Annotated in this window: 10 protein-coding genes and 1 CRISPR repeat array (1 of these 11 cut by a window edge); of the genes, 6 read left to right on the top strand and 4 right to left on the bottom strand. The window is 61.6% G+C overall.

Annotation, left to right across the window (positions count from 1 at the left end; all coding sequences use genetic code 11):
- The first annotated feature begins 35 nt into the window (after positions 1-35).
- Complete coding sequence (locus F451_RS0107080; protein WP_020680661.1) at positions 36-2,804, top strand: sodium:solute symporter family transporter; 2,769 nt, start codon at positions 36-38, stop codon at positions 2,802-2,804.
- Between the two features lie 243 nt (positions 2,805-3,047).
- Here the strand turns inward: F451_RS0107080 and F451_RS0107075 are convergent, their stop codons facing one another.
- Positions 3,048-4,181, bottom strand: a complete 1,134-nt coding sequence (locus F451_RS0107075; protein WP_020680660.1) for a DUF294 nucleotidyltransferase-like domain-containing protein — start codon at positions 4,179-4,181, stop codon at positions 3,048-3,050.
- A 154-nt stretch (positions 4,182-4,335) separates the two neighbouring features.
- Between F451_RS0107075 and F451_RS0107070 the strand changes: the two genes are divergently transcribed.
- Positions 4,336-5,364 carry a zinc-dependent alcohol dehydrogenase family protein gene (locus F451_RS0107070; RefSeq protein ID WP_020680659.1) on the top strand — a complete coding sequence of 343 codons (1,029 nt, stop codon included), beginning with the start codon at positions 4,336-4,338 and terminating at the stop codon, positions 5,362-5,364.
- Positions 5,365-5,456: 92 nt separating this feature from the next.
- Positions 5,457-6,113, top strand: a complete 657-nt coding sequence (locus tag F451_RS0107065) for a peroxiredoxin (protein WP_020680658.1) — start codon at positions 5,457-5,459, stop codon at positions 6,111-6,113.
- 45 nt (positions 6,114-6,158) lie between these two features.
- Here the strand turns inward: F451_RS0107065 and F451_RS0107060 are convergent, their stop codons facing one another.
- Entirely contained in the window at positions 6,159-6,896 is a 738-nt protein-coding gene (locus F451_RS0107060; protein ID WP_020680657.1) for a Mut7-C RNAse domain-containing protein, read from the bottom strand.
- A gap of 446 nt (positions 6,897-7,342) precedes the next feature.
- Here F451_RS0107060 and F451_RS0107055 point away from each other — a divergent pair, with 446 nt between their 5' ends.
- Positions 7,343-7,909: a hypothetical protein gene (locus F451_RS0107055; protein ID WP_020680656.1), complete on the top strand. Its 567-nt coding sequence runs from the start codon at positions 7,343-7,345 to the stop codon at positions 7,907-7,909.
- A gap of 97 nt (positions 7,910-8,006) precedes the next feature.
- On the opposite strand, the gene F451_RS0107050 is transcribed toward F451_RS0107055, so the two are convergent.
- Together F451_RS0107050 and aroE are read right to left on the bottom strand one after the other, a co-directional pair.
- On the bottom strand, positions 8,007-8,576 hold the full coding sequence (locus tag F451_RS0107050; RefSeq protein WP_083928371.1) for a DUF4124 domain-containing protein: 570 nt from the start codon (positions 8,574-8,576) through the stop codon (positions 8,007-8,009).
- A gap of 327 nt (positions 8,577-8,903) precedes the next feature.
- Entirely contained in the window at positions 8,904-9,761 is an 858-nt protein-coding gene (gene aroE / locus F451_RS0107045) for a shikimate dehydrogenase (RefSeq protein WP_020680654.1), read from the bottom strand.
- Positions 9,762-10,209: 448 nt separating this feature from the next.
- Here aroE and F451_RS0107040 point away from each other — a divergent pair, with 448 nt between their 5' ends.
- Both F451_RS0107040 and F451_RS0107035 read left to right on the top strand, forming a co-directional pair.
- The gene (locus F451_RS0107040) at positions 10,210-11,013 is read left to right on the top strand and encodes a methyltransferase domain-containing protein (protein WP_020680653.1); all 804 of its coding nucleotides are present in this window, start codon (positions 10,210-10,212) and stop codon (positions 11,011-11,013) included.
- Positions 11,014-11,070: 57 nt separating this feature from the next.
- Entirely contained in the window at positions 11,071-11,661 is a 591-nt protein-coding gene (locus tag F451_RS0107035; protein WP_020680652.1) for a GNAT family N-acetyltransferase, read from the top strand.
- A gap of 657 nt (positions 11,662-12,318) precedes the next feature.
- Positions 12,319-13,848: a CRISPR direct-repeat array (repeat unit 28 nt; unit sequence TTTCTGAGCTGCCTGTGCGGCAGCGAAC) (it continues 2,819 nt past the right edge of the window).

The raw sequence follows: 13,848 nt of genomic DNA, 5'->3' as shown, positions 1-13,848 counted from the left end.
ATGGCAGCCAGCGCCAGAGACAGGGTAAGGCGGCCATGACATTTGAAGCGCTTTTGCTCGTCGTCGCCTTTGGCTACCTGGGGCTGCTGTTCGTCATTGCGGCCTGGGCTGATCAGCGCGCCAAGGCCGGACGTTCGGTCATCGGCTCGCCCCTGGTCTATACGCTGTCCATTGCCGTGTACTGCTCCGCCTGGACCTTTTACGGCAGCGTCGGCCGGGCCGCCCAGTATGGCCCCGCTTTCCTGACCATCTACCTGGGCCCGACCCTGGTGATGTTGCTGGGCTGGCTGCTGATTCGGCGCATGGTACTGATCGCCCGCGCCCAGCGCATTACCTCCATTGCAGACTTTATCAGCGCCCGCTATGGCAAGAGTGGCTGGCTCGGGGCGCTGGTGACGCTGATTGCAGTGATCGGCATCATGCCCTACATCGCGCTGCAGCTTAAGGCCATTACCTACAGCTATGCGGTGGTGACGCAGTTCCCCGACTCACCGGTACCGCTCCTGGCCGAAGCCCCCTTCTGGACCGACAAGTCGCTCTGGGTCGCCCTGGTACTGTCGGTGTTTATTATTCTGTTTGGTACCCGGCAGCTGGATGCCAGCGAGCGCCACGAGGGCATGGTGACAGCCATCGCCTTTGAGTCGGTCATCAAGCTGCTGGCCTTTTGCAGCGTGGGGCTGTTCGTGGTGTTCTGGCTCTTCGATGGACCCGGCGACCTGCTGAACCGTGCAGCGCAGGTGCCGGGCCTGGCGCAGCATTTCACGCTGGATGCCGTGCCCGGTGGCGCCATTGGCTGGGTGAGCACCCTGGTGCTGGCGGCGCTGGCCTTTTTGACCCTGCCGCGTCAATTCCAGGTGCTGGTGGTGGAAAATGTCGATGAACGTCATATCAGGCGCGCCTGCTGGCTGTTTCCGCTCTATCTGCTGGTCATCAACCTGTTTGTACTGCCCATAGCCCTGGCCGGCACCCTGTTGGGTGAAAGCGCCCAGTCGCCGGACAGCTTTGTGCTGACGGTCGGGCTTGTGGGTGGATCGGACTGGTTGCCGGGGCTGGCATTTATTGGCGGGCTTTCCGCTGCCACCGGCATGATGATTGTCGAGACCATTGCGCTCTCCACCATGGTCAGCAATCACCTGATCATGCCGATGCTGCTGCGCATGCGTCGCCTGCACCTTGAAAGCTACCAGGATTTCAGCGGCGCTCTGCTGGGCATTCGGCGCATCGCCATCGTGCTGATCCTGCTGCTGGGCTACCTCTATCACGCCCTGATAGGCGAATCCTATAGCCTGGTAACGATCGGGCTGGTGTCCTTCACGGCCGCCGCCCAGTTCGCCCCGGCACTGCTGATCGGGCTTTACTGGCGCGGTGCTGCGCGTCTGGGAGCCGCCGCCGGTATGCTCGGCGGCTTTGCCGTCTGGCTGCATACCCTGCTGCTGCCAGGCTTTGCACAATCCGGCTGGCTCGATGCCTCTTTGCTGACCGACGGCCCCTGGGGCATTCACTGGCTGCGGCCCTACGCACTGTTCGGCCTGGAAGGCTGGGATATTTACAGCCACGGGTTGTTCTGGAGCCTGCTGGTGAATGTGGGCCTGTTACTGGGGGTATCCCTGTTCTGCCGCCAGAGCCAGCTGGAGCAGACGCAGGCCGCGCTCTTTACCGGCGCGCTGCACGAAGGCCAGATGCAGATCCCATTGTGGCGAGGGCAGACCAGCCTGGGCGAGCTTCGGCGCCTGCTGCACCGTTACCTGGGGGCCGCCGCCACGGCGCGCATCCTGCACAGCACCGCACAGGACAGCACGGCGCCCGCCGATGACGCAACGCCTGCGCCGCCCCAGCTGGTCCGCGAGGCCGAGCACGCCCTGGCCGGCGCACTGGGGGGGGCCTCCGCGCGCATTCTGATCAACTCGGTGGTACGCGGCGAAGCGCTGGACCTGGAAGCGGTGCTGAGTCTGCTGGACACCACGTCCCAGACCCTGGAATACAACCGGCAACTGGAACAGAAATCCAGTGAACTGGCCGCCATCGGCGCGGAGCTTCGACACGCCAACGAGCAGCTGCGTGAGCTGGACCGCCTCAAGGACGAGTTCGTCGCCATGGTCAGTCACGAGCTGCGCACGCCGCTCACCTCGATTCGCGCCTTCGCCGAGATTCTGCGCGATACGCCCGATATGGACACCGAGCAGCGCAGCCATTTCCTGTCGATTGTCGTGCGCGAAAGCGAGCGCCTGTCGCGCCTGATAGAAGAGATCCTCGACCTGGCCCGGCTTGAATCCGGCCGCATGACCCTGAAGCCCCAGTGGCTGGATCTCACCCGGCTGGCACGCGAGTCGGCCGAAGCCGTCAGCCATCTGTGTGCAGAACGGGGCCTGAGCCTGGAGCTGGACCTGCCCGACGAGACTGCACCGGTCACCGCCGATCCTGACCGGTTGCAACAGGTCATCATCAACCTGCTCGATAACGCCAGCAAGTTTGCCGCCCCAAACGCAGGCAAGGCACGGCTTTGCCTTGAACCCTACAAGCAGCACTGGCGACTGTCGGTGGAGGATAATGGTGAGGGCATTACGGAATCGGAGCGCGAACGCGTGTTCGAAAAGTTTCATCAGCTGGAAAACAATGACCAGAACTACGGCAAGCGCCCCCGTGGTACTGGTCTTGGATTGCCGATCAGCCGCGGCATTATCGCCCACCTTGGCGGGCGCCTGTGGATCGAGTCGGGCACCCGGCTCAGTGGCGCCCGTTTTGTCATCGAACTTCCCCGGGCACCCGAGCGCAGTGCTGACACCGAATGGCTGACCGCAAGCTGACCATTCACCCGGCGGGATCATTCGGCATCCGCCCGGGCCGAGCGCGAGTAACTTTGTATGATGGATGGAGCCGCAACGCTGCTTTGCTGGCAATCGGCAGCGGAGTTCACGCGGCGCAGCCCATCAATCCATCAATCCATCAGCGACGCCAAATGCCACGCTTCTGATTCGAAACACCAAAACGAGCTCTTATCCTGCTCTCCCCCCTAATCCGTGACGAATCGTGACGAATCCGCGACGCACCTATTTTATTGCGGCCCTGGCCAGACGCTGGCAATCCCGAATGGCCAGCATATCCTGGCGCAGCCGGTGACGGTCGTCGGCATCCAGCTGATCCAGATCGACCCAGCAATCGGGCACCCGCCCCGCCGCCACTGCTGCCAGCTGCGCCTGCAACAGCAGCGCCTGCAGGCCGTTCAGCGCACCTTCCAGTCGCCGCGCCAGGGCAGCATCCAGCACGCCCCGGTCGACCAGCGCCCGGAGCCGCGCGCGCGTATCCACCGCATCCACGCCGTGCACCAGCGCCAGTAGCCGGGCCGACCCCTGCAGTACCAGTAACCCCTGCGCCTTGAGATTAAGTGCCTTGCCATGGGGCGCATCCTTGCCATTGCCCCGCAGCCGGTCGAAACGGTCCAGCGCCACCGGCGTTTCATCCAGCAGCGTCGCCATCTCGTGCAGAAAGAGCCCGGCGCGGGGCATCAGCGCCAGCGCCTCGGCACGCAGGCGTGCCGCCAGAGCGGCATCACCGTACACCGGGGAAAAGTCCAGCAGGATGTTGGACAGTTGCACCAGCTTGACGACCCGCCGGCCCGTCCAGAGTTGCAGCTGATGCTGCCATTCGCTGCTGCGCTTGCGCCATGACGGCCAGCGCGCCATGACATTGCCGTTGCACAGGGCAATACCGTAATCATCCAGGCGCGCCGTAAAACGCTCGCCCAGCGACTGAAACCAGGTATCGATGGCCATGTGGCGCGCATCCGGATAGTCCTCGATGATCATGGCGTTGTCCTGATCCGGACCGAGCAGGCTTTCATGCCGCCCCCCGGATCCCAGGCACAGAACGCAGAAACCACAGGGCGGTTCTCCCCAGCCCTGCTGCGCCATTTCGGCCAGCGCATCCCGTATTGCCCTGCGATACAGCCAGTCGTTATGGTCACTGAGCAGCTGGCTGATGCGCCAGGGCGGCAGATCGAGTTGCAGCAGTGCCCGGGCCAGGTCGGGCTGCCACGCCTTGGTACGGGCGGGCAGCGGATCGGGGCCGAGGCATTCGAACGCTTCGTGCAGCGGCCCCAGCAAATCCGGCCAGTCTCGGTATGCCGGCCAGCGGTCATGCACAAACAGCGTGCGCCAGGAAGAGGGTCTTACCGAGTTGGGCATAGCCAGAAAACTCCGCACCAGACAACAGTCTACTGAGTATATGCCAGTCACCCGAGTACAGAATGCAGCACGGAACCTCGACCCAGGCACGCCCTTATTCCACTCTGCCATACTGTGCATAAAGCGCTTCACAGGCCTGCGCCAGGACAGATACATGAACGCCATGCTGCTCGAAAAACTGATGCCCGTGACCGAAAACGCCACACCGCTGCGGCTGGTTGAATGGCCCGAGCCGCAACCCGGCCCGCAGGAAGTCCTGTTGCAGGTCTCGGCCTGCGGTGTCTGCCATACGGAACTCGACGAGATCGAAGGTCGCACGCCCCCCACGAGCCTGCCAAGAGTGCTCGGCCATCAGGCGGTTGGGCGGGTCATCGCCTGCGGCTCAAAAGTCACCGAACACCAGGTCGGCGACCGGCTCGGTGTTGGCTGGATCGCCTCAAGCTGCGGCAACTGCCCGCACTGTCAGGCCGGCGACGAAAACCTCTGTGCCGAGTTTCACGCCACCGGGCGCGATATCGACGGCGGTTATGCCCAGAGCATGGTGATTGATCAGCATTTCGCCTATCCAGTGCCCGATCAACTGACCGATGTGCAGGCGGCACCGCTGCTGTGCGCCGGTGCCATTGGTTACCGCTCGCTACGCCTGAGCGGGCTGCAAAACGGCCAGCGGCTGGGCCTGACAGGCTTTGGCGCCTCAGCCCACCTGGTGCTGCAACTGGCCAGACACCAGATACCGGACAGCGATATCTATATCTTCGCCCGCAACCCGCAAGAACGCCGTTTTGCGCTGTCGCTCGGCGCCTGCTGGGCCGGTGATACGCTGGATAAGCCGCCCCGGCTGCTGGATGCGATCATCGACACAACCCCGGTCTGGACACCCATTGTTGCTGCCATGAAGTGCCTTGCGCCGGGCGGCCGTCTGGTGATCAATGCCATTCGCAAGGAAGACGCGGACAAGTCGGCCTTGCTGCAACTGGACTATCCCAGCCACCTGTGGATGGAAAAGGAGATCAAGTCGGTCGCCAACGTGGCGCGGCGTGACGTCAGCGAGTTTTTGCAGCTGGCTGTCGATGCCGGCATTGACCCCGAAATCGAGCTGTTCGACCTGGCCGATGCCAACCGTGCCCTGATCGAGTTGAAAACACGGCGGGTGCGCGGCGCCAAGGTGTTGCAGATCGCATAAACTGAACTTGAGCGAAGTACAACGCCAGGGACTCGACTATAACTACACAGGGTTCAAATCCCCTCATCAAACCGCAAACAAGGAGAACAATCATGGCTGTTCGAATTGGCGACGAAGCCCCGGACTTCACCGCAGACACAACCGAAGGCCCGATTCACTTTCACCAATGGATTGGCGACAGCTGGGCCATCCTGTTTTCCCACCCCAAGGACTTCACCCCGGTGTGCACCACCGAGCTTGGCTACATGGCCAAACTCAAGCCCGAATTCGACAAGCGCAACTGCAAGATCATCGGCCTGAGCATTGATCCGGTGAGCGATCATCACGCCTGGATGGGCGATATCGAGGAAACCCAGGGCCACGCCGTGAACTATCCGATGATCGGCGACCCCGATCTCAAGGTGGCCAAGCTGTATGACATGATTCACCCCAATGCCAGCGGCGACAAGGCACGCACCGCCGCCGACAACGCGACGATTCGTTCCGTCTTTCTGATCGGCCCCGACAAGAAGGTCAAGGCCATGCTCACCTACCCGATGAGCACCGGCCGCAACTTCGATGAAGTGCTGCGCCTGCTCGATTCCTGCCAGCTGACGGCCCTGCACAAGGTCGCCACACCGGTGAACTGGAAACACGGTCAGGATGTCATCATTGTGCCGGCCGTGACCGACGAAGAAGCCAAACGCAGATTCCCAACCGGCTGGAAAGCCCCCAAACCCTACCTGCGCATCGTGCCGCAACCCAAATGAACCAGCCCCGGCGGGCGCTCGCCTGCACCCGCCGGGCCTTGTGCCTCAGCTCAGCAGTTGATCCACATACTTGCGCAGCTGCTCATAATGACTGCCCTGCCAGTACAGCTGGTGGCAACCGACGCAGCGATAAATGACGCTGAACTCACGTTCCAGATCGGGCCGTGACAGGCGCTGTACCTCTTCCCCGGACATCGTCTCGATCAGCCCGTTGCAGCGCATACAGCGGCTCAAAGGCCGCAGCCAGGGACCGGGTTCGAAGCGCGCCAGAACCTCGCGCAGCTGCGCCTCGGGGCGGATCGCGCGCACATAGTACCCATGGCTGACCTCGACCCGCTGCAACAGGCCGCGATCGCGGGTAAGAATGACACGCTCCTGTATACGCGCCAGCCGAACGATGGCGCGGTCATCCATCTGCGACCTATACCAGCAATCCAGCCCAAGCAAGCGCAACCGCCGGGCCAGCCGCCCCAGATGCACATCCAGGATAAAACGTGCCCTTGGCAGCGGGCGGACACGCAGCGGCACTATGGCGGCATCATCGATATCACCGATATCGGGATAAATGTGAATCTGATCGCCGTGACGAACACAATAATCAAGGCGCGCCGGCGCGCCGTTAACCATCACCAGATCGACTTCTGGATGGGGAATGTGCAGCGGGATCAGCAGCTGCTGCAGCGTGATCTCCTGTTTGAGATGCATCGTGCGCACACGCCACCGTTGCGACGGGGGCAGCAGTTCATTGAGTCGGCCATGACAGCGACATTGCACCTGAATCATCGGCAAGCTCCAGGATCGCGATATCGAATAGTCTGGAATGAATAACGCCGCTGCGCCACCCGGACGCTGCCGGACACAGGTCCGCAGGCAGAGCCATGTTAAGACGGTGATACAGGTGCAGGTTGCCCGAAGCAAGCCAATGTGGTTGTATTCAACGTAGGAGCCTGTCCAACAACACTCAACCTACTGCGAACCACCTGACTCTGGCTGTTTTTTGTGCTGTGTTGCGTTAAATAGAACCACTATTCGCCTTAAAACACCGCAAAAATCCAGCTCAAATCAGCCGGTTCTCGCTACGGTCAGCATTCTCGGACAGCCTCCTAGCCGAAGAAAGGCGTGCCCGACTGTATCGGATTGCTACACAGGGCAAATCTCTATAGCACAGACCACGATCATCCAGGCCCTTCGCCATTGTTCGATCGCAGGTCGCTTACCGTTAGAGAAGAATGATGGACCAACAAGTTAGTCTCCACCTGGGTGGCGACCTCGCCAATCTGCACAGCCTGGGCTGGATCGCCACCGATATTCACCGGATGATTGAGCTATCTGACCTGCTGGAGGCCGGCGATCAGGAACCCCTGCAACGCTATTTCGGCCCGCAAGCACGTCCATCCAACCGTTATAAAAGCTTTACCGCCAATGGCCACCGCACGCTGAGCGACGTCAGCGTGCAGGATGATGGCAGCCTGGCACTGCAAATTCCCAACCTGAGCGTGGCCGGCGCCATTGTCATGCCGCTGGTACAGACCGCCGTGACCCAGCTGCTGCAAAAGACCGATACCCTGGCGGACTTTCGCCTCACGCCGGCAGATTCGGGCCTCAAACGGGTCATGCAGGCATTTGAACGGGGAGACTTTGGCAGCGGCAGCGAGGGCCTTAATACCCTGGCCTTTGTGTTGGCAGAGCTGAACTACGACGTGGATTTTCTGGCAAAAAATACCGACATTATCGAACATGCCGTCGGCCGCTATGCGACACGCATTGCACGCACCATTCGCAAGCACAGCATGTAGCAGCCTGATCGGCTGATACTGGCCTGACTGACACCTGGGATACCTGTTTGTCAGTCAGGCAACTAAGCCGGGGCTGCCGCCCACCAGGCTATTGTTCCTATTCCCCGAGGTTTTTTTCCCGTAGCTTTTCGTTCACGGTTTTCGGAATCCTCCTCACCGGATCCATATCCGGGTCATTCGGTTTGCGTTCACCCGGTGTAAGCCGTCTAACTCTTTGAATCTCGCGTTCCTTTTCAATCTCTTCGATCCGCTTGCGCTTGTCGTAATCCTTGATTTCCTGCAAACCGGTTTCCAACGTGTCCTTGCGCTCGGCGCCTTGCTTTCCCGAAACGACCGGCGCTGCTGCAGCATCCTGCCCGGCCCCGGGCTGGTCCGATCCGGACGCGGCTGCAGACGACCTGTCAGCCTCCTTACAGACCTGCTCACCGTCGGGCCCTTCCTCGCATTCCGGTGACAGCGCCTCATCGGGAACTTCGACTTTCGGCATCGACACTACCGAGATTTTCGAAAGGTTCACCTGCTCAGCCTGGATGCCCTTGGGAGGGATATCGCTGAAGTGCAGCACACCCTTCTCGTCCCGCCAGCGGTACACGGATTCAGCCAGTGCTGCGGTACACACGCTTAGCACTAGCGACAGGACACACAATCGCCATAAAACCATCGCCATGCTCCCATTCTCGGACGGGTGACGGCCGCGGATGGCACAGCTTGAGCCTGACCCAGGTTCAGCCACATTCGTGCCGCCTGTTATTAACTTGGCAGACAAACAGATTCCCTGCCACTTCGTCTGTCACGTGACAGACGCAAGCGCAGCTACGCGGATATGCAGGACTTTTAGGGAAAGGGGCGGCGCTCGCCATGGGTCTTCCTGAAATGAAGGACGCCCAATGATTCAGCATTCCTGCTGCATGCATCATCCCCTCGGGTTAATACATGCAGCAGTCACACCGTCACATGTTGTGCATCAGGACTTCCAGCAACGTCTGTTTGGCGGCTAGCAATCCAGCTCAAGCGCCTGTATCAAAGCATCACGCATCACCTGGGCATCCACCTCGATGCCGCTCCAGTAGTGAATCGCAATACGCCCCTGGTTCACCAGCATGCCCAGGCCATCCAGCACCGTGCAGCCACGCGCCTCGGCGGCCCGGATCAGTGCTGTGCGCGGCGGATTGGGAATCGCATCGGCCACCACAAGGCCCGCATGCAACGATGCCAGATCGATATCCGGGCAGGCATCCACATCGGGATAGAGCCCGATGCTGGTGGCGTTCACCAGCAGATCCGTGGCGCCAGGCAGCACGAAGGGGCCGTTCCAGGGCACAAAATCCGCGCTGGCCGGGGTCTTGTCATTCACCAGTTGCGCCAGCTCCTGCCCGCGCCCGGGGTCCCGGTTCACCACCGTGACATGCGCCACACCGGCCAGCGCCAGCTCCACCGCCACGGCCCGCGCGGCGCCACCGGCACCCAGCAGCACCACGGTCTTGCCCGGCAGGTCCAGCACCGCTGCCAGCGACTCGACAAAGCCGCGACCATCGGTATTCTCGCCCTCGTAACGATCACCGCGGCGCACCACGGTGTTCACCGCACCGATGATGCGTGCCGACTCGCCCAGGCCATCCAGGTGCTCGATTACCGCCACCTTGTGCGGAATCGAGCAGTTAAAGCCAACCCAGCCCATGGCCCGCGCACCGCGTACCGCCGCGCCCAGGTCCTCTGGCGCCACCTCGCAGTTGATATAACGCCAGTTCAGCCCATGGTGACGGTACGCCGCCTCGACCATCGCCACGGTCGGATTCTCCGCCGCCGGCTTTGAAAAAGACCCGGTCAGCTCACTCAGGAAATTGGCACTCATAACAGGCTCCCCATTCGATAAACGACCGCCAGCACATGACAGCCGGTAAAAAAGCAGCCGATACCGGGCCCGCACGGCACGGCAACACCCGGCCATACCCGCTAAACTCGCTACCCGCAAAAGACGGCATTTTCATCCTAGCAACGGCACCACCCCCACCAATTTCAATTGTTGCAGGGCATTGGCAAAGTGCCGGTTAAAAAGTACCGGTTAAACGGTGGCTCGCCTCATCGGCAGTGCCTGGCAGCTAGACTGAGAATAGCGCGCTAACCGGTCTCGGTGTGCTGTGTCAGGGTCCGTCAGCGCAGGTGTTACAGGCCAGGGCCAGGCTGCACGAGGATGCTTGGACACCGGTAAAAGTGCTTATGCGCTCGCCCTGTGCCGTGCCCGCAAACCGATGTCACGCACGCAGCGTCGCTGCTGCCTGCGGCGCTATGGAGTATCGACAATGACTGACCCCCTGTTGCAAGCCAGGATCGATGATGCGAGGGCATACGAGGCCTTGTTCGTGCCGGCGCTGTTCCAGCCCTGGGCGCCCAAAGTGGCGACGGCGGCGCACATTCAGCCCGGCCAGCGGGTGCTCGACATCGCCTGCGGAACCGGTGTCCTGGCGCGGGAAGTCGCCTTGCGGGTGGGTTCCAGGGGCTACACGGCAGGCCTCGACCCCGACCCCGGCATGCTGACAGTGGCCCGGCTACTGGCACCCGATATCGACTGGCATGCAGGCACCGCAGAATCACTCCCCTTCCCCGAGCAGTGCTTTGATGCAGTTGTCAGCCAGTTTGGCCTGATGTTCTTTACCAACAGGCAGCAGGCGTTACGCGAAATGTTTCGGGTTCTGAAGCCCGGCGGCCAGTTGGCCATCGCGGTCTGGGACAGCCTCGACAACACCCCGGCCTACGCCGCCGAAGTCGCATTGCTGGACCGCATCGCCGGACCGCAGGCGGCCAACGCCCTGCGGGCGCCCTTTGTACTGGGGGACACAACAGTGCTGACGGGGCTGTTTGATCGCCTCGGCTACCAGGCGGCAAGCGTGAACACAGCGTCGGACCGGGCCCGCTTCCCGTCGGTACGCGCCATGGTGGAGGCCGACATCCGGGGCTGGCTGCCCGTAATGGGCGTCATGTTGCCCGAGTCACAAATCGCACAGCTGCTGAGTGAAGCCGAAACAGTCCTGGCGCCCTACACCGGCGCGGATGGAGTCGTCACCTTTGACTCGCCGGCCCATATCGTGACCGCTACCAAACCTTAGACGCTCAAAGATACCTGCGACGACGACAAGAACCCGCCAACCTTACCGGAGGCTGTAATGGATATCAGAAATGCGACCCCCGAAGACGCTCAGGAGCTGGCGCTGCTGATCAACCTGGCCGGCGAAGGCATGCCCGCCTACCTGTGGCAGGACATGACAGAGGACTCGGAAACACCGCTGGAGGCCGGTGCCCGCCGCGCCGCGCGCACCGAGGGCGGATTCAGCTACACCCATGCCCGGGTCTGTAGCGACGACGGCCGCGTACTGGGGATGCTGCTGTCGTACCGGCTACCGGACCCGTACGAGGTCGGCGACATTACCCAATACCCGGAGCTGATCCGGCCCCTGGTCACGCTGGAAGCCCGGGTACCGGGAAGCTGGTACATCAATGCCATCGCCACCCACGAAAACTGCCGCGGCCAGGGTGTCGCGCGCCGCCTGATGGCCGATGCCTCCCGCCAGTCCCGCGAAAACAACTGCACCCTGATGAGCCTGATCGTGGCCTCCGAAAACCACGCCGCGATCCAGCTCTATGCCTCCACCGGATTCAGCAGCATCCACACCCTGCCCGTCGTGTCCTACCCCGGCTGCCTGCATGGCGGCGAATGGGTGCTGATGACCAAAACCGTCGACGCGGCAGAGGGTTGAGGGGTGACTCCATAGATAAACGACCTGTCCCCGCCGTCGCAGCGAACACCACCCGTAGGAGCGGCGCCCCGCCGCGAATGCCGGTTTATCCCCGCCGTGGGGAACACCTTTGTGGGAGCCCGGTCTCCGGGCGAACAGGCGGTTCATCCCCGCAGCGTCGCGGGGAACGCTTCGCTACGGTCGAAGAACTTCTATTCCGAAACGGTTTATCCCCGCGCCCGCGTGAGGCGCGACGGGCGCTGATGACCAAAACCGTCGACGCAACCGAAGGTTGAGGCCTAACGCCATGGAGATGGGACTTGCCGCTGCGCTAGCGGGATACGCCCTTTGCACCCGACACAGCCCCGCTGTGGACCGGTTTATCCCCACGGGTGCGGGGAGCGCCCACCGTGCGTGTAGGAGCGCAGTCCCCTGCGCGATCGGTTCATCCCCACGGTCGTGGGGAACGTGAATCAAACGCATTCTGCATGGCGATCACGTTCGGTTTATCCCCACAGTCACGGGGAACGCATCGATCTGCGACCATCCTGCGACCGGGTGATCGGCTTATCCCCACGGGTGCGGAGTACGCCCGCCGTGTAGGAGCGCAGTCCCCTGCGCGAACGGTTCATACCCACGGTCGTGGGGAACGCTGATAAGTACAGTGCACACTTTCACTTTCTGAGCTGCCTGTGCGGCAGCGAACTTTGATCGACACCTCACTGGTGCTTGGCTTGATTTCTGAGCTGCCTGCGCGGCAGCGAACACGAAGCAATGCGCAAACTGCTGGCCTCGCTTTTTCTGAGCTGCCTGTGCGGCAGCGAACACGAAGACGTATGGGCGGTTCGACGGCACTGGTTTCTGAGCTGCTTGTGCGGCAGCGAACTATTGCAGCTGCCTGGTGCTGGATCTGTACCATTTCTGAGCTGCCTGTGCGGCAGCGAACGGATTTCCAGGCCGCCGGTGCGGAAGATGCCCTTTCTGAGCTGCCTGTGCGGCAGCGAACGGCGTCAGCCCGCACGCCTCGGCAATCTGCTTTTTCTGAGCTGCCTGTGCGGCAGCGAACATTGCCAATAACGAATCAGCGCAGGCCTTCCTTTTCTGAGCTGCCTGTGCGGCAGCGAACCTGCCCTATGACCAGAAACTGGCGCTGATGCTTTTCTGAGCTGCCTGTGCGGCAGCGAACTCGGTGGACAGCTTTAGCAGCCGCTCATCGATTTTCTGAGCTGCCTGTGCGGCAGCGAACACTTCCTGACTCATCGCTTCCAGGAACGCCATTTTCTGAGCTGCCTGTGCGGCAGCGAACTGACAGGGCCATGGTTAATCCTCTGTTCTGTTTTTCTGAGCTGCCTGTGCGGCAGCGAACTTCATAGCTGTCATAGGTGCGAGCGCGCAGCATTTCTGAGCTGCCTGTGCGGCAGCGAACAAGAGCGCCTGGAGACACTGGGGACGGTTTTGTTTCTGAGCTGCCTGTGCGGCAGCGAACCGAACCGGTGTAAGAATCGACACCTTCAATCCTTTCTGAGCTGCCTGTGCGGCAGCGAACTTAGCCGGTCAGTTTGACCACGGCATCGGGACTTTCTGAGCTGCCTGTGCGGCAGCGAACTACCTTTCCAAGGCTGCTTGCGAGCTCCGGGATTTCTGAGCTGCCTGTGCGGCAGCGAACCGCCCGGTAAACAGCCCTGTCGGCATCCTTTCTTTCTGAGCTGCCTGTGCGGCAGCGAACTCGTCTTCACGGAAGCCCCAGAACGGCACGTATTTCTGAGCTGCCTGTGCGGCAGCGAACGGTGATGAAGCTGGATAACGGCCGCGCTATCCTTTCTGAGCTGCCTGTGCGGCAGCGAACTTAATGCCGCCCCAGACGTAGTACACATTTACCTTTCTGAGCTGCCTGTGCGGCAGCGAACATCTCAACCGGGCGAACCCCAACCAGACTGTATTTCTGAGCTGCCTGTGCGGCAGCGAACACCGCATTCCCACGGCTGTCCTCCGTGCCGCTTTTCTGAGCTGCCTGTGCGGCAGCGAACGACGCCATAAGGAATGCCGGACTCGTCCTCACTTTCTGAGCTGCCTGTGCGGCAGCGAACAAGTTAATATATTTCTTGCGTCGCCCGAATGATTTCTGAGCTGCCTGTGCGGCAGCGAACTTGGGTCAACCAACTTTTGGGGGTAATCTTATTTTCTGAGCTGCCTGTGCGGCAGCGAACA

It is taken from the genome of Marinobacterium rhizophilum DSM 18822 (assembly GCF_000378045.1).
GTDB classification, from domain to species: domain Bacteria; phylum Pseudomonadota; class Gammaproteobacteria; order Pseudomonadales; family Balneatricaceae; genus Marinobacterium_A; species Marinobacterium_A rhizophilum.
Note: the sequence above shows the minus strand (reverse complement) of the source record. Positions and strands in the feature narration are given on the sequence as shown.